The organism is Thermohalobaculum sp., from assembly GCF_058622915.1.
On sequence record NZ_JBZSYN010000079.1, the window covers coordinates 22,910 to 44,384 of the forward strand.

At 71.9% G+C, this 21,475-nt stretch carries 16 protein-coding genes; 7 read left to right on the forward strand and 9 right to left on the reverse strand.

Annotated elements, in window-relative coordinates:
- Positions 1-17: 17 nt before the first annotated feature.
- Entirely contained in the window at positions 18-2,117 is a 2,100-nt protein-coding gene (locus tag AC32QD_RS06870) for a 3-hydroxyacyl-CoA dehydrogenase NAD-binding domain-containing protein (RefSeq protein WP_492009746.1), read from the reverse strand.
- Positions 2,118-2,882: 765 nt separating this feature from the next.
- On the opposite strand from AC32QD_RS06870, the gene AC32QD_RS06875 reads away from it, so the two are divergent.
- Positions 2,883-3,626 (forward strand): 1-(5-phosphoribosyl)-5-[(5-phosphoribosylamino)methylideneamino]imidazole-4-carboxamide isomerase, encoded by a 744-nt coding sequence (locus tag AC32QD_RS06875; RefSeq protein WP_492009747.1) that lies wholly within the window; start codon positions 2,883-2,885, stop codon positions 3,624-3,626.
- Positions 3,627-3,795: 169 nt separating this feature from the next.
- The gene (locus tag AC32QD_RS06880) at positions 3,796-4,881 is read left to right on the forward strand and encodes a DMT family transporter (protein WP_492009748.1); all 1,086 of its coding nucleotides are present in this window, start codon (positions 3,796-3,798) and stop codon (positions 4,879-4,881) included.
- Here the strand turns inward: AC32QD_RS06880 and AC32QD_RS06885 are convergent.
- From AC32QD_RS06885 to AC32QD_RS06905, 5 genes are all read right to left on the reverse strand, one after another.
- The gene (locus tag AC32QD_RS06885) at positions 4,875-5,201 is read right to left on the reverse strand and encodes an acyl-CoA dehydrogenase family protein (protein ID WP_492009749.1); all 327 of its coding nucleotides are present in this window, start codon (positions 5,199-5,201) and stop codon (positions 4,875-4,877) included. The two genes, AC32QD_RS06880 and AC32QD_RS06885, sit on opposite strands and share 7 nt — an antisense overlap.
- Positions 5,198-6,439 carry an MFS transporter gene (locus tag AC32QD_RS06890; protein WP_492009750.1) on the reverse strand — a complete coding sequence of 414 codons (1,242 nt, stop codon included), beginning with the start codon at positions 6,437-6,439 and terminating at the stop codon, positions 5,198-5,200. Before AC32QD_RS06890 ends, AC32QD_RS06885 begins: the two co-directional genes overlap by 4 nt.
- Positions 6,440-6,501: 62 nt before the next feature.
- Positions 6,502-7,935: an FAD-binding oxidoreductase gene (locus tag AC32QD_RS06895; RefSeq protein WP_492009751.1), complete on the reverse strand. Its 1,434-nt coding sequence runs from the start codon at positions 7,933-7,935 to the stop codon at positions 6,502-6,504.
- Entirely contained in the window at positions 7,932-8,582 is a 651-nt protein-coding gene (locus tag AC32QD_RS06900) for an RraA family protein (protein ID WP_492009752.1), read from the reverse strand. The genes AC32QD_RS06895 and AC32QD_RS06900 overlap by 4 nt, the downstream gene beginning before the upstream one ends.
- Positions 8,579-11,071 carry a 2-oxoglutarate dehydrogenase E1 component gene (locus AC32QD_RS06905; RefSeq protein ID WP_492009753.1) on the reverse strand — a complete coding sequence of 831 codons (2,493 nt, stop codon included), beginning with the start codon at positions 11,069-11,071 and terminating at the stop codon, positions 8,579-8,581. The genes AC32QD_RS06900 and AC32QD_RS06905 overlap by 4 nt, the downstream gene beginning before the upstream one ends.
- Before the next feature lie 122 nt (positions 11,072-11,193).
- Here AC32QD_RS06905 and AC32QD_RS06910 point away from each other — a divergent pair, with 122 nt between their 5' ends.
- Genes AC32QD_RS06910 through AC32QD_RS06920 form a run of 3 tightly spaced genes read left to right on the forward strand, consistent with a single transcriptional unit; the run spans position 11,194 to position 13,962 of the window.
- Positions 11,194-12,015 carry a CoA transferase subunit A gene (locus AC32QD_RS06910; protein WP_492009754.1) on the forward strand — a complete coding sequence of 274 codons (822 nt, stop codon included), beginning with the start codon at positions 11,194-11,196 and terminating at the stop codon, positions 12,013-12,015.
- Positions 12,012-12,743, forward strand: a complete 732-nt coding sequence (locus AC32QD_RS06915) for a CoA-transferase (protein ID WP_492009755.1) — start codon at positions 12,012-12,014, stop codon at positions 12,741-12,743. The genes AC32QD_RS06910 and AC32QD_RS06915 overlap by 4 nt, the downstream gene beginning before the upstream one ends.
- A 16-nt stretch (positions 12,744-12,759) precedes the next feature.
- On the forward strand, positions 12,760-13,962 hold the full coding sequence (locus tag AC32QD_RS06920; protein ID WP_492009756.1) for a CaiB/BaiF CoA transferase family protein: 1,203 nt from the start codon (positions 12,760-12,762) through the stop codon (positions 13,960-13,962).
- Positions 13,963-14,798: 836 nt separating this feature from the next.
- Here AC32QD_RS06920 and AC32QD_RS06925 read toward each other — a convergent pair.
- Together AC32QD_RS06925 and AC32QD_RS06930 are read right to left on the reverse strand one after the other, a co-directional pair.
- Positions 14,799-16,043: a Nal1-like putative serine protease gene (locus AC32QD_RS06925; RefSeq protein WP_492009757.1), complete on the reverse strand. Its 1,245-nt coding sequence runs from the start codon at positions 16,041-16,043 to the stop codon at positions 14,799-14,801.
- A gap of 709 nt (positions 16,044-16,752) precedes the next feature.
- A complete protein-coding gene (locus AC32QD_RS06930; RefSeq protein WP_492009758.1) occupies positions 16,753-17,373 on the reverse strand; it encodes a helix-hairpin-helix domain-containing protein in 621 nt (206 codons plus the stop codon).
- A 125-nt stretch (positions 17,374-17,498) separates the two neighbouring features.
- On the opposite strand from AC32QD_RS06930, the gene gluQRS reads away from it, so the two are divergent.
- A complete protein-coding gene (gene gluQRS, locus AC32QD_RS06935) occupies positions 17,499-18,419 on the forward strand; it encodes a tRNA glutamyl-Q(34) synthetase GluQRS (RefSeq protein ID WP_492009759.1) in 921 nt (306 codons plus the stop codon).
- On the opposite strand, the gene AC32QD_RS06940 is transcribed toward gluQRS, so the two are convergent.
- Positions 18,416-19,000: a response regulator gene (locus tag AC32QD_RS06940; protein WP_492009760.1), complete on the reverse strand. Its 585-nt coding sequence runs from the start codon at positions 18,998-19,000 to the stop codon at positions 18,416-18,418. The genes gluQRS and AC32QD_RS06940 overlap by 4 nt on opposite strands.
- Positions 19,001-19,235: 235 nt before the next feature.
- Between AC32QD_RS06940 and AC32QD_RS06945 the strand changes: the two genes are divergently transcribed.
- On the forward strand, positions 19,236-21,475 hold a 2,240-nt coding region (locus AC32QD_RS06945), incomplete at its 3' end, for an acyl-CoA dehydrogenase (RefSeq protein WP_492009761.1).

The window sequence follows — 21,475 nt, forward strand, 5'->3', positions numbered from 1 at the left end:
CGCCGGGGCCTGAGGGGCTACGCGCCCGCGGCGCGCTCCGGCTCGGCGAAGCCCCTGCCTTCCGCCGCCAGCCGCTCGATCAGCGGCGCCGGCGTCAGAACCGCGCCGTGCCCGGCCTCGGCGTGCCGGCCCAGCTTCTCCAGCACCCTGCCAAGCCCGCTCTGCTCGGCCCAGAACATCGGGCCGCCGCGCCAGGCCGGGAAGCCATAGCCGTGCACGTAGACCACGTCGATGTCCGAGGCCCTGAGCGCGATCCCCTCCTCGAGCACGCGCGCGCCCTCGTTCACCAGCGCCAGCAGGCAGCGCTCGACGATCTCCGCGGAGTCGATCTTGCGCCGCTCGCCGTGCCGCTTCAGCCTCTCCTCGTTGACGATGCCCGTCACCACCGCATCGGGGACCGGCGCACGGCTGCCGTTGCGATAGCGATAGTAGCCGGCCCCGGTCTTCTGGCCGAAGCGCCCCAGCTCGCACAGCCGGTCGGCGATGGGCTGGCTCTCGCCGGTGGCCTGCCGGATGCGCCAGCTCACGTCCAGCCCGGCCAGGTCGCTCATCTGGAACGGCCCCATGGCCAGCCCGAAATCGTAGAGCGCCTTGTCCACCTGCTGCGGCAGCGCACCCTCGTAGAGCAGCGCGAAGGCCTGGTCGAAATAGGCGTGCAGCATGCGGTTGCCGATGAAGCCGCGGCAGACCCCGGCCAGCACCGGCACCTTGCCGATCCGGCGCGCCAGCGCGAAGCAGGTCGCCAGCACGTCCTTGCTGGTCTTCTTGCCGCGCACCACTTCGAGCAGCCGCATGACGTTGGCCGGGCTGAAGAAGTGCAGCCCCACCACGTCGCCCGCCCGCCCCTTGGCGGCGGCGGCGATGGCGTTGACGTCCAGCGTCGAGGTGTTGGTGGCCAGGATCGCGCCCTTCCGCGCCGCCGTGCCCAGCCCGGCGAACACCTGCTTCTTCAGCTCCATGTCCTCGAACACGGCCTCGATCGCCAGGTCGGCCTCGCCGAGGGCGTCGAAGTCCAGCGTCGGCGTCACCAGGCCGATCCGCGCCGCCGCCTCGTCGGGCGCCAGCCGCCCCTTGGTCGCGGCCTTGTCGTAGACCTTGCGGATGCCGGCCATGCCGCGCTCGAGCGCAGCCTCGTCCGCCTCGATCAGCGTTACCGGCAGGCCGGCATTGGCGAAAGTCATGGCGATGCCACGGCCCATGGTGCCGGCGCCGATCACCGCGACCCGGCCGATCCCGCGGCGCGGCGTGTCCCCGGGCACGTCGGGGATCTTCGCCGCCTCGCGCTCGGCGAAGAACAGGTGGCGCAGCGCCTTTGACTGGTCCGAGGCCATCAGCTCCTCGAACAGCTCGCGCTCGCGGCGCATACCGGCGGCGAAATCCATCTCGGTCGCCGCCTGGATCGCGGCGATGCAGTGTTGCGGCGCCATCATGCCCCGGCGCGCGTGCGCATAGTGCTCGCGTGCCGCCTGGAACACCTCCGGCCGGCGCGCCGCCTCCAGCACCAGATGGTCGCGGTCGCGCGTGCGCACCAGCGCGCGGCCCTCGGCGACGATCTGCGCGGCGAAGCGCAGCGCCGCATCCTTGAGGTCTCCCTCGACCACGGCGCTCAGAATGCCCAGCTCACGCGCCTGGCGCGCCCCGATCGGCTCGCCGGTGCAGATCATCTCGATCGCCTTCTCGATGCCGACCAGCCGCGGCAGCCGCTGCGTGCCGCCGGCGCCGGGCAGGATGCCCAGCTTCACCTCGGGCAGGCCGAGCCGGGCATCCGAGGTCGCGATCCGGAAGTGGCACGCCAGTGCCGTCTCCAGCCCCCCGCCCAGCGCCGTGCCGTGGATCGCGGCGACGATCGGCTTGTCGCTGGCCATCATCACCTCGTGCACGTCGCGCAATGATGGCGATTTGGGCGGCTTGCCGAACTCGGTGATGTCGGCCCCGGCGAAGAAGGTCCGTCCGGCGCACAGGATCACGATGGCGGTCACGTCGTTGTCGGCCAGGGCGCGCTCGACGCCTTCCTTCAGACCGGCCCGCACCACCTGGCCGAGGGCGTTGACGGGCGGATTGTCCGCGGTCAGCACCGCCACGCCGTCCTCGCGCGCATAGCGCACGGCCTCGGTCATCTGGATTCTCCCCCATTGGCGTCCGGTCCGCGACCGGCTGCCCTCGAGTTGAAGTCTCGACTCATCGACCACCCTGCGCAACCGCTTTGGTATGCCAAACGCCAGTCCGCGCCCGTTTGCACGACGGAATTCGGAACTCTGGCCCCATGCTCGGCACCGGTATCGGCACCGGTCGCCAGGGTCGGGTGCGACGCCGCGCATCGGCACCGCGCCCGGCGCCGGCCCTGACTGCGGTGTCTCACCGTGGCAGGTATGCGCACGCCGTGGCGGGCTCAAGCCCAACGGGGCCGGCCCGCCCGCGCCCGGACCCCGGCCTCACGCAAGCGTGACCTTCGCACCGCAGCGGCCGCCGCCGCACCCGCCGGCGGCGCCATTCGGGCCCCGGCCGGCGGCCGCCTCCTCGGCAGCTCGCCGTACACGCCCTCCGTCGCGGTGCGCGCGGGCAAATAGCGGCGCTCGCCGAGGCGGAGATCCTCGAAACAGCGCGGCTCGCGCAAACGCACCCGCCGGCGGGTCGATCTCGGCCGCGGTCACGCCCGCCTGCGGGGGGCGCGGCGATTTTTCTCACTCTGCCCATTCTAGAATCCCCTCGTCTCGGATAGACTGCCCCTGTCGCGATGGCCACGGCAACGGTCGCGATCGGTCGAGTAAAGCCGCACCTTCGAGCCTTATGTGCGCCAGCCGGAACGGCGCCGCGGCGACGTGGCCGAACGGTCATCGCAATTCCGGGTCCTCGACTCGGACTGCTTCGCGGAGGACACGCCAATGATGATCTACCCCTACATCGCGCTCCAGAAAGGACGCTGCGTCAACCTGCTGCGCGGGCGCATCGACGAGCCCGTGGTCTATGACGTGGACCCGCTCGAGACCGCGGTGGGCTTTGCCCGCGACGGCGCCGAATGGATCCACGTGGTCGACCTCGACGCCGTGGCCGGCAAGGGCTCGAACGAGGAGCTGATTCGCGACATCATCCGCAAATCCGGCGCCTCGGTGCAGGTCGCCGGCGGCGTGCGCAGCCCCGAGCAGGCACGCGCCTGGGCCGATGCCGGCGCGGGCCGCGTCGTCGTCTCGACCCTGGCGGTGACCTCGCCGCAGTTCGTGCGCGAGATCTCCTACGCGCTGCCCGACCAGATCGTCATCTCGGTCGATGTCTGGCAGGGCCGCGTCATGATCCGGGGCTGGCGCGAGCAGACCGCCTACTCCGCGCTCGACTTCGTGCACTGGTTCGACGGCTGGCCGCTGTCGCAGATCATCGTCACCGACATCGACCGCGATCTGCAGCTGCCCGAGTCCAGCCTGGCGCTGGTCACCAAGGTAGCGGCGGAGACCACGACCCCGGTGATCGCTTCGGGGCTGGCGCGCACGCTCGACGACATCGCCGAGCTCAAGTACCTCTACAACATCTCCGGCGCCATCGTCGGGCGCGCGCTCTACGAGGGCAGCTTCACGCTGAGCGAGGCGATCGAGGTCGCCAAGCCGACGCCCGAGCCGATCGCCGAGTTCGTCTGAGCCGTGCCGGCGCGCCCGACCGGGGCGCGCCGCACCGATCCGCCCGGACCGGCCCGCTCGATTCATCGCACTGAGGATATCCACGCCCGCCCGCGGGCCGCAAAGGCCCCGGCGTCTTGCCCTGGCAGCAGCGCGCCCGCACCCTCGCCTGCGTGAGGGCACTGGACGCATGACGGACTTTCGCGACTCGCCGCTGCGCGCGCTCGTGCGCGCCTGGCACGCGGCGCCCGCGGTGCTGCGCGGCATCGTGCTGATGTGCACGGCCAGCCTGTTCTTCGCAATCATGCAGGTGCTGGTGCGCTATGTCTCGCGCCGGCTGCCGCCGTTCGAGATCGCCTTCTTCCGCAACGTCTTCGGCTTCATCATCTTCGTGCCGCTGCTGGTCTCGGGCGGGCCCGGCTTCCTGCGCACCCGGCGGCTCGGGCTGCACGTCGTGCGCGGGCTCTTGAATGTCGGCGCCATGCTGATGGTGTTCACCGCGCTGTCGCTCACCCCGGTGGCGCGGGTGATGGCGCTGTCGTTCACCGCGCCGCTGTTCGCCGCGCTGCTGAGCGTGCTGTTCCTGGGCGAGCGTTTCCGGGCGCGGCGCTGGATGGCGCTCATGCTCGGCTTCGCGGGCATGCTGATCATCCTGCGCCCGGGCGTGGTGCCGGTCGACCCGGGCTCGCTCATGGTGGTCTGTGCCGCCTCGCTGTGGGCGGTGGCGATGATCGTGATCAAGATCCTCTCGCGCACCGAGTCGAGCTTCGCCATCACCGCCTACATGAACATCTTCCTCAGCATCTTCTCGCTGGCGCCGGCGCTGTGGGTGTGGCAAACGCCGGCGGGGCAGGTCTGGATCTGGCTGGTCACCATCGGGGTGAGCGGCACCGTGGCGCAGCTCCTGCTCAGCCAGGCGCTGAAGGAGGCCGAGCCCACGGCCGTGCTGCCGTTCGATTTCCTCAAGCTGGTCTGGGCCACGCTGCTCGGCCTGTGGGTGTTCGGCGAGCTGCCCGACCTGTGGACCTATGTCGGCGCCGCGGTGATCTTCGCCAGCGGCTTCTACATCGTGCTGCGCGAGCATCATGAGCGCCGCCAGGTCGCCGCCATGGCCGGGCAGCCCCGCGGCACCGGCCTCGCCGGGGCCCTGCCCGCCGCCGGATCCGCGCGGGGCCGCGAGCCGCATCGCGAGGCGGGCGACCGTCGCGCACCGGCCCTGCACGGCGACGAAAGGGGCGACGGGGTGTCGGCGCGCGGGCGCCAGGGCCCTCAATAGGATTTCGGCAGTCCCGGCGCCCGCTCGGCGATGTGGCACAGGATAAGCTGCTGGCTCACCGGCGCGAGCCGGTTGATCCAGACCTCGCGTGACAGCCGCTCGACATGGTACTCGCGGGCATAGCCCGTGCCGCCATGGGTCAGCACGGCGCGCTCGCAGGCATGGTAGCCGGCCTCGGCGCCCATATACTCGGCGGCGTTGGCCTCGGCGCCGCAAGGCGCGCCGGCCTCGCGGATCGCCTGCCGGTCGTCCGTCAGCCTGCCTGGGATCGCGCCCGGGATCGTGCCTGGGATCGCGCCCCGGATCGTGCCCGAACTCATGCCCGCTCCTCCCGCCAGCGGCCGGTCTTGAGCTCCTCGATCAGCCAGAACTGTGCCATGCCCATCAGCATGGCGACAATCGCCACGCCGAACCCGGTCATGTAGCCGCCGGTGGTCTCATAGAGCCACCCCGCCAGCCAGGCCCCGAACGCGCCCCCCAGCCCCAGCCCGATCATGATCGCCCCGAACACCGCCCCCACCTGCCCGGGGAACAGCCGCGCCACCAGCGACGAGACGATCGGCCCGCGCGAGCCCAGCCCCCCGCCGAAGCCGATCAGGAACAGGGCCAGCAGCGCGACGTTCGGCCCCGTGACCCCCAAGGCCGCCAGCGAGGTCACGCCGATGATCGAGCCCGTGAAGGTCACCGTGGCGATGGCGCGCCGGCCGAAGCGGTCGGCCAGCCAGCCGGCGCTGACGATGCCGATCAGCGCCACGAAGCTGGTCAGCCCGAAGATGAAGCTCGCCAGCAGCGGGCCATAGCCCGCCGAGCCCAGATAGACCACCGCCTGCACCTGGATCATGTAGGTCGACATCGAGGCCGAGAAGAACACCAGGAACATGCCCCAGAACGCGGGCCGCGTGAGGTATTTCCACTTCAGCTCGAACGGCGTCGCCCGGGGCGACAGCTTGACCACCGCCCCTTGCCCGATGCGCCTCCAGGGCAGCAGCATGATCACCGCCGCGAGGCTGAGCATGCCGATGCCGAAGCTGCGGTAGGCCCAGCGCCAGCCGCCGGCGTCGATCAGGAGCCGCGCCAGCGGCGCCAGCACCATCGACCCGGCCGCGAGCCCGGCATAGGCGACGCCAGTGGCCAGCCCCAGCCTGCGGTCGAACCAGCGCGCCAGCACGCCCGTGGCCGGCGTCATGCCGGTCGCCGCCGCGCCGATGCCGACCAGCACGCCCAGGCCCAGATAGCCCTGCCACAGCGCCTGCATATGGCTGGCGATCAGGAAGCCCAGCCCATAGCACACCAGCCCGCCGACATAGACCACCCGGCCGCCCAGCCGGTCGAAGGTCATGCCGATCAGCGGGCCGCCGGCGCCGATGCCGATCATGAACACCGAGTAGATCGAGGAGATCTGCCCGCGGCTCCAGTGGAACTGGTTGAGGAACTCGCCATAGAACACGGCGAAGGTCTCGCCCAGGCCCCGCGCCAGCGCGTTCAAAAGGAAGCACAGCGCCACCACCGCGGCGGCGGCGGCCGTGAACTCGCGCTCGGCTTGCTCCTGTCCCGCCATGCCGCCCTAGTGGACCCCCGGCACGTCGGGCAGCGGCCGGTCCGGGCTGAAGCCCGCCGGCGTCACGCGGCGCCCCCCGTGCCGCCCGCCAGCACCTTGCCGGGGTTGAGGATTCCCGCCGGGTCGAAGGCCCGCTTCAGCCGGCGCATCAGCTCGAGCTCCACCGGCGACTTGTAGTGCGCCAGCTCGGCCATGCGCAGCCGCCCCACCCCGTGCTCGGCGGTGATCGAGCCGCCCAGCGCGGCGGCGACGTCGTGCACGATGCGGTTGATGCGCGCGGTCTCGGCCTCCCAGCGTGCGGCCTCCCAGCCCTCGGGCTCGATCGGGTTGTAATGCAGGTTGCCGTCGCCGACATGGCCGAAGGTCAGCACCACGTGGCCGGGATAGGCGGCCTGCATCGCCGCGTCGGCCCGGGCGATGAACTCGGGGATGCGCGAGACCGGCACCGAGATGTCGTGCTTGATGCCGTGGCCGGCGGCGCGCTGCACCTCGGCCTGGGCCTCGCGCACCTCCCACAGCGCCTCGGCCTGCGCCTCCGAGGCGGCGACCACCGCATCGGTGACCAGCCCTTCCTCCATCGCCTCGGCCAGCGCCGCCTCCAGCGGCTCGCGCAGCGCCCCCGGCGCCTCCTGCCCGGTCACGTCCATCAGCACCCGCCAGGGCCGCGTGCCGTGCATCGGGTCGCCCAGGCCCAGCGTGCGCGTGGCCAGCAGGTAGCAGTTCAGGTGCACCAGCTCGAAGGCCGAAACCGCCTCGCCCAGCCGGCTGCGCATGTGCGCCAGCAGCCTGACCGCCGCGTCGGGACCGGTCACCTCGGCCAGCGCCGTCTGGCGATCCCGCGGCAGCGGGAACAGCCGCAGCACGGCGGCCGTGATGATGCCCAGCGTGCCCTCGGCGCCGATGAAGCACTGCTTGAGGTCATAGCCGGCGCTGTCCTTGCGCAGCCCGCGCAGCCCGTCCCAGACCTCGCCCTCGCCGGTCACCACCTCCAGCCCCAGCACCAGCGCCCGCGCGTTGCCGTAGCGCACCACGTGGATGCCCCCGGCATTGGTCGAGAGATTGCCGCCGATCTGGCAGCTGCCGCGTGCCGCCAGCGACAGCGGGAACAGCCGGTCCACCGCCTCCGCCGCACGGCGCACCTCGTCGAGCACCACCCCGGCCTCGACCGTGATGGTGTCGTTGAGCGGGTCCACCTCGCGGATCCGGTTCAGGCGGCCCAGCGACAGCACCACCTCCGCGCCGGTGGCGTGCGGCAGCCCCGCCCCGGTCAGCCCGGTGTTGCCGCCCTGCGGCACGATCGGCGTGCGCGTCTGGGCGCAGATGCGCACCAGCTCGGCCACCCTGGCCGTCGAATCCGGCCTCAGCACCAGCGGCGTGCACCCCGCCTCGCCGTCGCGAAAGGGGGTGACGTAGGGCGCCACGTCGCCCGGCTGGTCGAGCCAGCCGCGCGGCCCGGCCACCCGCTTCAGGCGCTCGATGACCTCTGTCGCGATCATATCTTGGCGAACTTGCGCATAGCCTCGCTGAAGCTCAGCCCGGCGTCGAGCTGGCGCCGCGCCGCGTCGTCGTCGGCGGCATAGCGCCCGGCCAGCTCGGCCACCTCGGCGGCGCGCGCCGCCGGGATGCAAACCACGCCGGTGCCGTCGGCCACGATCACGTCGCCCGCGTCGACCCGCACGCCGGCGCAGGTCACGGTGACGCCGATCGCCTCGACCCGGATGCGCGTGCGCCCGGTGGTCGGGACCATGTGGCGCGCAAAGGCAGCGAAGCCCGCCTCGCAGATCTCCTCGCGGTCGCGGATGCCGCCGTCCACCACCAGCCCGGCGATGCCCTTGAGATGCGCGGCATAGGCCGCCGTGCCGCCCCAGGTCGAGACCGGCGCGCCGCCATTGGCCACCACCACCACGTCGCCCGGCCCCGCGGCGTCGATCATCTCGCCCACCTTGAAGTCCGCGGCGGGGAACGCCCCGCGCGGCCCGGTCATCTCCATGACCGTCACGGCGCGCCCGGCACAGCGCATCCCCGGCCCCGCGGGCTCAAGGCCCGCGATCACGCCGTCGATGCCGAACTCCTCCAGCGCGTTCGACAGCGTCGGCGTATTGAGCCGCCCGAGCGCGGCCAGCACGTCGTCGGTTACCCTCATCTCTCCTCCCCCAGCGCGGCCGCGATCACCGCCTCCAGCTCCGCCTCGTTCCAGGCCTTGGGCCCGGTCGCCGGGCTTGCCATCGCCGGGCGCGAGACCAGCCGCACGCGCCGGCCCACGAGCCCTTCCAGCCGCCGGTCGAGCCAGCCGAAACAGCCCATGTTCTCGGGCTCCTCCTGCGCCCAGACCAGCTCGGCCCCCGGGTAGGGCGCCAGAGCATCGGCCAGTGCCGCCTGGTCGAGCGGGTAGAGCTGCTCCAGCCGCACCAGCGCCAGGTCCTCGGCGCCGCGCTCCCTGCGCGCGGCGTGCAAAAGGTAGAACAGCTTGCCGGTGCACAGCACCACGCGGTGCGCGCCCGCGCGGGCCTCGCCGATCACGGTGCGAAAACCCGTCCCCGGCCCCATCTCGTCGAGCCGCGAGACGCAGGCGCCGTGGCGCAACAGCGCCTTCGGCGTCAGCACCACCAGCGGCTTGTGCAGCGGGCCTGCCAGCTGCCGCCTCAGCGCGTGGAAGAAGTTGGCCGGCGTCGAGGCGTTTACCAGCCGCATGTTGCCACGCGCACAAGCCGCCAGCAGCCGCTCGGGCCGCCCGGTGGCGTGGTCCGGCCCGGCGCCGTCCAGCCCGTGCGGCAGCAGGATCACCAGCCCGCTGTGCAGCAACCAGCGGGTCTCTCCGGGCGCCACCATCTGGTCGAACACGCCCTGCGCCACGTTCAGGAACTCGCCGAACTGCGCCTCCCAGATGCCCAGCCGCCCGGGCGAGGCGGTGCTCAGCCCGTACTCGAAGGCCAGCACGGCGTTCTCGATCAGCGGCGAGTTCGCCACCTCGGCCCGGCCCCCCAGCCCGTCCAGCACCATGTGCCGCGCGCCGGTCTCCTGGTCGATCAGCGCCAGGTGGCGCTGCGTGAAGGCGCCGCGCACGCTGTCCTGCCCGACCAGCCGCACGCCCCGCCCCTCGTCCAGCACACTCGCCAGCGCCAGCGCCTCGGCGCTCGCCCAGTCGATGCCGGCGCCGGCCTCGATGGCCTCGCCCCGCGCCTCGAGGAACCGCACCACCCTGGGATGTGCGGCAAAACCCTCGGGCAGCCGCGTCAGATGCGCCCCGAGCGCCCGCAGCCGGCCCGTCTCGACCCCGGTCTCGACCGGCGCGCACAGCGCCGCCTCGACGTCGCGGGCGAGCCCCCGCGGCGGCGCCTCGGGCCCGTTCGGCGCCCAGTCCTTCGCCGCAGAGAAGGCGGCGTCCAGCTCGGCCGCGAAGCCGCCCACCTCCGCCTCCGCCCCGATCGCCCGCGCATACCGCGCGGAAAGCGCCGGCATGGCGTCGACGGCCTTGTAGAGCAGCGGCTGGGTGAAGCGCGGCTCGTCGATCTCGTTGTGGCCCTTGCGCCGGTAGGCGACCAGCCGGACCACGATGTCGGCGCCGAACTCGGCGCGATAGGCCGCCGCCACCTGGCCCGCGCGCAGCACCGCGTCCGCCTCGTCGCCGTTGACGTGGAGGACCGGCGCCTCGATCAGCTTGGCGATGTCGGGCGGCGTGCGCGCGGTGCGGCCCTCGCCGGGCGCGGTGGTAAAGCCGATCTGGTTGTCGAGCACCAGATGCACGGTGCCGCCCACATGCCACGGCCCCAGCCCCGAGAGCTGCAGCACCTCGGCATTGATCCCCTGCCCGGCGAAGGCGGCATCGGTGTGCAGGATCAGCGGCAGCACGCTCCGCGCGCCCGTAGCCTCGACGGCGGCGCGGGCGCGGCCCTGCATCATCGGCCCGACCAGTGACAGGTGCGAGGGATGCGGCGCCACCCACAGCGCCACCTCGCGCCCCTCGACCTCCAGCGCGCCGTCGAAGCCCAGGTGATAGGGCACGTCCGACTGCGCCCCCACGTCGAAGGCCATGTCCGGCGCGCCCTGCGCCTCGGCCACCAGCCGCACCAGTGGCTTGGCGAAATTCAGCGCCATCTGGGTGAACCGGCCCCGGTGCATGCCCGCGACCTCAACCCGCCGCGCTCCCAGCGCAACGGAACCGCGCATCGCCGCGTCGGTCAGCACCACGAAGCCCTCGGCGCCCGCCAGCCCGAAGGTCTTGACCCCGGGCATGCGCCGCCCGAACGTCGCCTCCAGCTGCTCGGCCCGCGCGATCAGCGCCAGCGCCCCGGTGCGCTCGGCGTCCCCGGGCGCCCAGGGCTCCTCGGCCCGCGCCGCCAGCCAGTCGCGCCGCGCGCGATCGAGCACATGGCCGATCTCCCAGCCGATGGCGCCGCAATAGGCCGCGCGCAGCGGCGCCGCGTCCGTGGCCGCCAGGCCCCAGGCCGCGGGGTCCAGCTCGGCCGGCGCCCGCGGCGCCGCCAGCCCCAGCGGGTCCAGCCGCGCCGCCAGCCAGCCCAGGCGCCGGTAGGCCTCGGCCATGCCGGCCCGCGCGCCCGCCTCGGTCCGCGCGCCGAACAGCGCCTCCAGCGCGCCGGGGTCTCCCGCTCCCAGGGCCTCGGTGTCGCGCATCCTCGCCTCGTCCTTGTCAAGCCGGGCCGCGGCCATATCATAGGCCGCGACACCGCGGTTTCACATCTTCCGCCACCCGCCCGCAAGGGCGCCGGCATCAACCCGCTGATAAAGGACGCGCGATGACCGCCTTCGCGCCCATGACCGTGGACGAGATCGCCGCCGCCGTCCCCGACGGCGCGCTGCTCGGCGTCCCGGCCGACTATTCCGGTGTGCCCATGGCCGCGACCCGGGCGCTGGTGGCGCGCGGCGCACGGGCCTTGCGGCTCTATTGCCTGCCCTACTCCACGCTGCAGGCCGACATCCTGATCGGGGCGGGCTGCGCCGACCAGATCGAGGCCGCGGCGGTGACGCTCGGCGAATACGGCCTCGCGCCGCGCTTCACGGCGGCCGCCGAGGCCGGCACGCTGACCATCCGCGACGCCACCTGCCCCGCGCTGCACGCCCAGCTCCAGGCCACCGAGCGCGCCGTGCCCTTCATGCCGCTTCGGGGCGTGATCGGCTCGGACCTGCTCCGTCACCGCCCGGACTGGCGGGTGATCGACAGCCCCTTCGGCAACGCCCCCGACCCGGTGCTGGTGCTGCCCGCGGTAAAGCTCGACGTGGCCCTGTTCCACGCCCCCTGCGCGGATCGCGACGGCAACGTATTCATCGGCCGCCGCAAGGAATTGGCGACGATGGTTCATGCAGCGTCTCAGGTCCTGGTGACCGTCGAGCAGATCGTCGAGCACAGCCTCTATGCCTCCGAGGCCAGCGCCGCCGGCGCGCTGCCGGCCTTCTATGTCGACGGCATCGCCGTGGCCCCCAATGGCGCCTGGCCCTGCGGGCTGACCGACCAGTACCCGCCCGACGGCGCCGCGCTGGCCGCCTATGCCCGGGCCGCGCGCAGCGAGGACGGCTTCCGCGCCTGGCTCGACGGCTTCATCGCCGAGCCCGCGGCATGAGCCACGCCCGCGAGGAGTTGTTGATCGTCACGCTCGCCGACATGCTGCGCGGCGACCGCCACGTCGCCGTGGGCGCGGCCTCGCCGATCCCCGGGGCCGCGGCGCTGCTGGCGCAGGCCGAGGCACCCGCCCGCATGCATGTCTCGATCCTGCACGCGCGGCAGTACAACCCCTTCACCGACGGGGCGCGCGAGCTGTTCGACGCCGCCGCGCAGGGCCGCGTCGACACCTTCTTCCTCGGCGGCGTGCAGATCGACGGGCAGGCCAACATCAACCTGGTTGGCCTCGGCGACTATCCGAACCTGAAGAAACGCTTCCCCGGCTCGTTCGGCTCGGCGCTGATGTATTTCGCCGTGCCCCGCGTGATCCTGTTTCGCGAGGAGCACAGCCCCCGCACGCTGGTCGAGACGGTGGACTTCGTCTCCGCGCCCGGCACCAGCGCGCCCGGCGTGTGGCGCCCCGGCGGCCCCAAGGCCTTGGTCACCAACCGCGCCGTGTTCTCCTTCGACCCCGCCCGCGCCCGCTTCCGGCTCGAGTCCGTGCACCCGGGCGAAACCGCGGCCTCGGTCGCGCAAGCCACCGGCTTCGCCTTCGACACGGCGCCGGATCTGCGCGAAACCCCGGCCCCCGCGCCCGACCGCCTCGCGCGGCTGCGCGGGGAGGTTGCGCCGAAAGTGGCACAGTTCTATCCCCGCTTCGCGGCGAAGCTGTGGAGCCTCGCCGCCTGAGCAAGGGAGAAGCCGAATGGGCGCGCTCGACGGCGTCAGGATCATCGACCTCACCCGCATCCTGGGCGGCCCCTACGGCACCCAGTGGCTGGCCGACCATGGCGCCGACGTGATCAAGATCGAGCCGCCCCAGGGCGACGACACCCGCGCCTGGGGCCCGCCCTTCGACGCGGCCGCCGGCGCCTCCTCCTACTTCCTGGGCGTCAACGCCAACAAGCGCGGCGCCGCGCTCGACCTGCGCATGGAGGAGGGCCGCGAGGCGCTGCTCAGGCTGCTCGCGACCGCCGACGTGCTGGTCGAGAACTACAAGCCCGGCAGCATGGAGAAATGGGGCCTGGGCTATCACGAGACGCTGGCCCCGCGCTTTCCGCGCCTGATCCACTGCCGCATCTCGGGCTTTGGCGCCGATGGCCCGCATGGCGGCCTGCCGGGCTACGACGCCATCGTGCAGGCCCAGGGCGGGGTGATGAGCGTGAACGGCCCCGAGGGCGGCCCGCCCACGCGCATCGGCATCCCGCTGGTCGATATCGGCACCGGCGTCGCGGCGGCGCTCGGCATCGCCATGGCGCTCTACGAGCGCACCGTCTCGGGGCGCGGCCAGTATCTCGACATGACGCTCTACGACACCGCCGTCTCGATGCTGTTCCCGCACGCGGCCAACTACTTCCTGTCGGGCGAGCACCCGCAGATCACCGGCAACACGCACCCCAACCTCTCGCCCTACGACGCGTTCCCCACGCGCACCTGCCAGGTCTTCATCGCCGGCGGCAACGACACCCAGTTCCGCCGCATCTGCGACCTGATCGGCCGGCCCGAGCTGGTCGAGGACCCGCGCTTCGTCGACAACGCCGCGCGGCTCGCCAACAAGCACGCGCTGCGCGCCGAGTTCGCGCCCGCCATGATGGACTGGGACGGCGAGGAGCTGGCGCGCGCGCTGATGCAGGCCGGCGCCCCCGCAGGCCCGGTGCTCGAGACGCACGAGGTGGTCGCCCACCCGCACACCCTGCACCGCGCCATGACGGTGGAAAACGACGGCTACCGGGCGCTGGGCAACCCGATCAAGATGAGCCGCACCGCGCCCGCGCCCGCCCGCCTCAAGCCGCCGCGCTTCGGCCAGCACACCCGCGAGGTGCTGGCCGAGGCCGGCTATGACGCGGCCGCGATCGAGCGCCTGATCGAGACCGGCGCCGCCCTCGACAAGACCCCGAAGAAGCGCTGAGAACCGACCCCGCGCCGTGGCCCGGGCCCGGCCAGCCTGCGCGCTGGCCCCATCGGCCCCGGACCCGATCCGGGGCCTCCCCTTCGGCAACCGCCGCAGCCCCTACGCCAGCCATAGGCCCCGGACCCGATCCGGGGCCTCGCTTTCGGCGACCGCATGACACGCCCTGCCCCCGGACCCGATCCGGGGCCTCGCTTTCGGGCCGCGTCTTCGCAGGAGGTCCCGGGTCAGGCCCGGGACCCATCCGCAGACCAGGCCAAACCCGGCGACATCCGTGCCCGCCCTGCGTCCCGGCTCGGCGCCGACCGCCGCGGCCTTTACGGTACCCATCGGCCCCGGACCCGATCCGGGGTATGGCAATATCCGGCAAAAAATATCTCGGGCCGGCTCGCACGCGATGGTGCGGGCCTTCTCACACCAGCGGCGGGCTGGTGGCGCTCCAGCCGGACAGCCTGACAGTCACGATCGTCTTGCCGGTGATCAGCGGACGTTCCTCCGCTTCATGGCGAAGGACAGGTCGTGGCCCAGCCTGGACTTTCTTGCCGGTCCGGCGAACGACCGGAATGAGCCCAAAGCGGCCCTTGGGCTAGATCGGCAGATGGCCGCCTCGTGCCATGAGCAGACCGATCCCAATTTTAGGTGAGCCGGTCTGATTGGCTTGGTATTACGTTGGCGCGACTTTTCCCTAAACGAAAGGGCCACCGCGTATGACGCGGTGGCCCTTCCTGTCGTTCTTGCCGCGGTGCGCTTCAGCCAGTGTGACCCGCTCCAGGCTCTTCGCGAACGCTATGAATGCCAGTCATAGGACTCCCCTCCAGTCCAAGAGCCCTAGCTCATCAGAGCGCCTTGAACTCGCCGGTGACGACGACTTCCACCTTGACGCCTTCCAGTTGGCTCGGAATGGGATGATTGACACTACGGATGGCGCCCTTGGTGTAGACTTGGATCACTGGGGTGCCGTCGCGATCGGCGCCAAGGCCGGTGCCGACCACGTCGGGGTTGGTCATGAGGTCATCGCGGTGCCGATCGAGAACGCCCGCGGCAACGTCAAGACCCCTGACGGAGAAATGAGGTCCACCGGTACCGCTCGGCTTGTTACCGGAATGGCCACCCGCGCCACCGCCACCGCCACCGCTTGTGACGCCGGTATCGGCGCAATTGACTTTGGAAGAGTCACATCTAACCATATTGACCCCTAATTCGCTCAGCACCGCGTCGATCGGGTTGGCGATCGCGATGCCGTTTCGCGAGCCGGCAAAGAGCAGGCCAACTGCATCGGGCATGGTCCCGTTGGTTGGCCGCGTGACCGCCAGCGAGCCGGAATCCCCCGCCTTGATGAACGCGCCGTGGTCGCCGGAGATCAGGATCTGGTTGACGAATTGCGCGGTTCCATAGTCGTAGCTGACTTTAATGTTGGCATCGATGGCGCCGACCACGCCGGTTGTCAGGCCGGTCGTCCGACCGCTCTTTTGGACGGCCGTGCCAACCAATCCGCTCGTCGGGACCGTATATCCCGAAAGGCCGCCGATTTCGAGAATTCGGCCATTCTCATCGATGCAGGCGCCGTTGCTACTTTGGTCATAGCCAGTACTCGTACACTTAGACGCGACCGAAGCAATCGCTGCGTCGACGTCATTCGTGCCTGTAGGTGAGAAATCGAGCGGCACCCAGTCGCTGAGTTGGCCAACCTTGTACTTGGTGTAGTCCGTGCCCGGGGGCGAGCACGAGTTAGGGTCGCCGTTCTCGTCCAGCAGCCCAGGCTGAATAATCCAATCCCCGACACTCGCCCTGGGATGGCCTGTCGAGCTCTCCCCCGCCAGTACGTGGTTGTTACTCAGGACGTAGAGACTGTTGCCGATTTCGACCAGCGAGCCCAGGGTGCCGGCATAGCAGTAAAGCGAACCATTGACGTTCAGAAAGGCTATGCCGCTTCCCGAGACGCCGAGGAAACTCGGGCGCGTCTGAAAAGCCGTATGATCGGGACCCTTGGCTGCGGCTCCAGAGCCGAAAGAAAGGAGGGTCGCGCCGAGCACGCCCAGACACAAGGTCCTGAACGACCACTTTAACATGAACGCCTCCATTGTTTTCGCGTGCATCGGCCGGCACGGATACCGCGGCGGCCGTCAGGGTGCCTTCGCCAAGATCAAAAACGACCATTGCGCCTGGCTGGACATTCCGGGGGACACCCCTGCTCCGAATCGTACTATAAAAATAGCCGCATTTGCTCTTTCTGTAAAAAAAAAGCACAACCATTTCTAAAGGCAGGACTTAATCTCACCCACGATGGCGGGCCCCCGATTGGAACAGCCCCATTGCGGTGGTCCACCCAATGTGACGATCTTGTCTCGTATTCAGGGGGACCGGGAAATGGCTGGCAAGAGAGGCAAGCCTGAGCAGGCCCGAAGGTCCGCATCGGGTCAGAACCGGTCATCCGAGCCATTTGCTCGCATGACCGCTTGGTCCGCACGGCAGTCCATGGAGGTTCGCCGAACACCCCCGGAGTTTTTTATGCGGATATCACTATACCCGCGGACCCGATCCGGGGCCTCACCCGCGCCGATCGCCGCGGCCCTTGCGGTACCCATGGGCCCCGGACCCGATCCGCGGCCTCCCCCTCGGCGACCGCCGCACGACGCATGACACGCCCGGGCCCCGGACCCGATCCGGGGCCTCGCTTTCGGGCCGCGTCTTCGCGCGAGGTCCCGGCGCAAGGCCGCAACCCGTCCAAAGGCCCGTTCAAACCCGGCGACACCCGTGCCCGCACGGCGTCCCGGCTCGGCGCCGATCGCCTCAGTCGGCCAGCTTGCGCGCCTGGCCCAGCCAGTCGTCGCGGAAGCAGCGCCCCTTGATCGAGGTCAGCTTGGCGTCGACCGCGGCCAGCTCCTGCTCGCTCAGCGCGGCGAGCTGCGCGAAGCTGTGGATGCCCTGCGCCTCGAGCTGGCGCGCCAGCCCGGGCCCGATCCCCTTGATCCGCGTCAGATCGTCGGCACGCGCCTCGGCCGGCGCGGACTTGGCCGCCTTGCGCTGAGGCGCCGCCGCGGCTTCGGCCGCCGCGACCGCCTCGTGCGCCGAGGCGGCCACCGCCTGCGTCACCTCCTGCGCCTCCTCGACCGAGGCCGAGACCGCCCGGGTCATCTCCCCGGCCGCCGTCAGGGCCGCCGCCCCGGCCGCCTCCAGCGGCGCGCGGCCGATCGCCCCGGCGCGCTCGCTCACCCGCGCCGCGATCGCGCCGGCCTTCGGGTCGGTCTTGCCCGCCAGCTCGGCAAAGCGCCACTCGACGCCGAAGAACGGCGCCACCGGCCACATGCTCAGCCAGAACCGGAAGGCCGAGGTCATCGTCCTCGTCCAGGGGTCCATGGTCCAGGGGTCCAGGGCCCAGGGCTCGAAGCCCGCGGCGTGTTTTTCGGCCATTGCTCGCTCCTCGTGCTTGCAGGTTGGTGCTGGCAGGTTTCCGGCGCGACTCTAGCCCACCTGATTGTGCAGTGCAACATCCGCTCCGTTTGACAGCCGCACCGGGGCGCCCTAAGGCGCCGGGCATGGCACAGGCCCCAGGGGAGAGCCCCTTGCACACCGAGCGTTTTGCCCCCAGCCCGACCGGCGAGCTGCATCTCGGCCACGCCTTCTCGGCGGTGCTCGGCTGGCGCGCCGCGCGCGCCGCGGGCGGGCGCTTCCTCGTGCGCATGGAGGACCTCGACCGCTCGCGCGTGCGCCCGGGTTTCGCCGACGCGATCCTCGCCGACCTCGCCTGGCTCGGCCTCGACTGGGACGGACCGGTGCTCGAGCAGTCCGACCGGCTCGACGCCTACCGCACCGCGCTCGCCGACCTCGCCCGGCGCGGGCTGACCTATGCCTGCACCTGCTCGCGCCGCGACATCGCCGAGGCCGCCCGGGCCCCGCAGGAGGGCGCCACCCCGGGCCCCGACGGCCCGGTCTACCCCGGCACCTGCCGCGGCCGGGCGCACCGCCCGGGCGTACCCGCCGCCACCCGGCTCGACCTGGCTGCGGCCATCGCTGCCCTGGGCGGCCCCGCCGCCGTCGCCGCCCTCGCCTTCACCGAGCTCGACTCCGGCCCGGCCGGCGAGACCGGCACCATCCGCCTCGACCCGGCGGCGCTGGTCGAGGGCACCGGCGACATCGTGCTCGCCCGGCGCGACGGCACGCCCGCCTACCACCTCGCGGTGGTGGTCGACGACGCCTTCCAGGGCGTCACCCATGTCACGCGCGGGCGCGACCTATTCGCCTCCACGCCGGTGCAGCGCCTCCTGCAGGCGCTCCTCGGCCTCGGCGTGCCGCGCTACCGCCACCACCGCCTGATCCGCGACGCACAGGGGCGCCGCCTGGCCAAGCGCGACCACGCGCATTCGCTGGCGCGCCTGCGCGGGGCGGGCCGGCGCCCCGACGACCTGCTGAGGAGCCTCGGTCTCGACCCGGCCGGAGCCGTGGGAAACCCGATCTAGGTAATCAGCCGCGACAGCGCGTGGCCCAGCCGCTCGCCGACGCCGGCGCCGCCAGCCACCGCCGTGCCGCCATGCCCGGCCCCGGCCGCCTTGCCCATCGCGTCGGTCACCACCGCGCAGGGCACGCGCTGGCTCGTGAGCCAGTCCGTCACCGCGCCCACGATGCCGTTGCCGGCGCGTGCGTCCAGCACCGCGGCCGCGAACCGCTCCGCCGCCGCCAGCCGGTCCGCCTCGGCCAGCGTCCGCGCCGGCCCGACGACCCGGTAGCCGGCGCGCTCGACGACCCGCCCCAGCCCCTGGCCCGCCAGCTCGTCGCCGGCCACTACCAGCACGCCCGGGCGATCCTCGGCCGATCCCACGAGCGAGCCGTTCTCGGCCACGCCGACATCGCGCGAGGACACCGATCCTTCCAACAGCGCCGCCTCGTTCACCGCCGCATGCGCCTGCAGGCCGAGGTTCATCAGCGCCCCCACCGCCGCCGATCGCGACGGCATGCGGTGCTCGAAGCGCCATTCCTCGACCAGCCGCACCTCGTCGATGGTCAGCATCACCTGCAGACGCTCGGCGCGTTTTGCCGACATTCATCTATCTCCTACTCAAAGTCGGCAGCCCCGGTTCTGCCGGAATCAGCTTTTCTGTGTCCCTGCCCGTAACATAGGGCATGCCGCGTCCGGGTGCGAGACGGCACGCGCGCCGCATATCGGCCGCGGGGCCCGGTAAAGTCGCAGTCCCGCGAACCGCAGCTCTCTGCTAACGTTGGTCCTGCGAATCCGGCCCGCCCGGCCGATCCACGCCAGACCCCGAGGAGCACGTTCCATGCTCGCCCGCGCCCGCCGCCGCCTGATCTCGGACCGCATCTTCGGCTGGGCGCGCGAGGCGCTGCCGCGCATGTCCGAGACCGAGGAGGAGGCGCTCAAGGCCGGCGAGGTGTGGTGGGACGCCGAGCTGTTCTCGGGCCGGCCCGACCTCGGCCACCTGCTCGAGGTGCCCGCGCCCCGGCTCACCGACAAGGAGCGCGCCTTCATCGAGGGCCCGCTGGCCGAGCTGATGGAGATGCTCGACGACTGGGAGATCCAGTGGCAGCGCCGCGACCTGCCGCCCCAGGCCTGGGAGTTCCTCAGGAAGAACCGCTTCTTCGGCATGATCATCCCCGAGGAGTACGGCGGCCTGGGCTTCACCGCCTGGGCGCATTCCGAGGTGGTCAAGCGCCTGTCCACGCGCAGCCTGACCGCGGCGGTCACCGTGATGGTGCCCAACTCGCTCGGCCCCGGCGAGCTGCTCTTGCAGTTCGGCACCGGCGAGCAGCGCACCCGCCACCTGCCCCGCCTTGCCGACGGCTCCGAGATCCCCTGCTTCGGCCTGACCAGCGCCGAGGCCGGCTCCGACGCCGCCGCCATGGTCGACCGCGCCGTGGTGGTCGAGGAGGAGGTGGACGGCGAGCGCGTGCTGGGGCTGCGCGCCTCCTGGTCCAAGCGCTACATCACGCTCGGCCCGGTCGCCTCCTTGCTCGGCGTGGCGCTCAGGCTGTTCGACCCCGACCGCCTGCTCGGCGGCGAGGAAGAATTGGGCATCACGCTCATCCTCGTGCCCTCGGACACGCCGGGCGTGACCACCGGGCGGCGCCACATCCCGGCGATGCAGTGGTTCCAGAACGGCCCCATCGAGGGCGACGACGTCTTCCTGCCGATCGACGAGGCGATCATCGGCGGGCGCGCCCGCGCCGGCCAGGGCTGGCGCATGCTGATGAGCGCGCTGGCCGCGGGCCGCGGCATCTCGCTTCCCTCGCTGTCCACGGCGGCCGCCTGCGCCTCGGCGCACGCGACCGGCGCCTATGCCCGCGTGCGCGAGCAGTTCGGCATCCCGATCGGCAAGTTCGAGGGCGTGCAGCAGAAGCTCGCCCAGATCGCCGGCGTCGCCTACCGGCTCGAGGCCACGCGCCGGCTGACCTGCTCGGGTCTCGACCAGGGCCGCCGGCTGTCGGTGATCTCGGCCATCGTCAAGGCCGGCTCGACCAACGAGATGCGCGAGGCGGTCTCGGCGGCCATGGACATCCATGCCGGCAAGGCGATCATCGACGGGCCGCTGAACTATCTCGGCAACTTCTGGCGCGCCGTGCCCGTGGGCATCACGGTCGAGGGCGCGAACCTGCTCACGCGCAACCTGATCATCTTCGGCCAGGGCGCGATTCGCTGCCACCCGCACCTGCTGGCCGAGATGGAGGCGCTGTCCGAGCCCGACGAGGAGGCCGCCCGCGCCGCCTTCGATCAGGCGCTGGCCGGCCACATGGTGCATCTCCTCGCCACCCAGGGCCGCGCGCTGTGGCACAACTGGACCGCCGGGCACCTCGCGCACGTTCCGGTGCACGGCCCGGCGCGCCGCCACGCCCGGGCGCTGATGCGCTATGCCGCCGGCTTCGCCTATGTGGGCGAGATGGCGCTCCTGACGCTGGGCGGTGCGCTCAAGCGCCGCGAGATGCTCTCGGCGCGGCTGGGCGACGTGCTCTCAGAGCTCTACATGGTCTCGGCCGTGATCAAGCGCTTCGAGGACGACGGCCGCCCCGAGGAGGACCGCCCGCTGCTCGACTGGTGCTGCGCCCAGAGCTTCGCGCTGATCGAGAAGCGCCTCGCCGGGGTCCTGCGCAACTTCCCCGCCCGCCCGGTCTCCTGGCTCGGCGCGCTCACGCTCGGCCCGTTCCGCGGCCGCAAGGGCCCGGGCGACCGGCTGGCGCGCGAGGTGGCCCAGCTCATCACCGAGCCCACCGCCACCCGCGACCGGCTCACCGAGGGCGTGCATCGCGGCGCCGGCGACGACGGCATGGCCCGGCTCGAGCGCGCCTTCGACCTCGTGGTCGCCGGCGAGCCGGTGCGCCGCCGCCTACGCGAGGCCGGCCTCGACGACCCGGCCGAGGCGCTCGCGCGCGGCGTCATCACCCAGGACGAGGCCGACCGGCTGGCCCAGATGGCCGAGGCCGTCGACCGCGCCATCGAGGTCGACTCCTTCGCGCCCGAGGAAATCGTCCCCGCCAAGGCCGCGCCCGCCAAGGCCGCGCCCGCCAA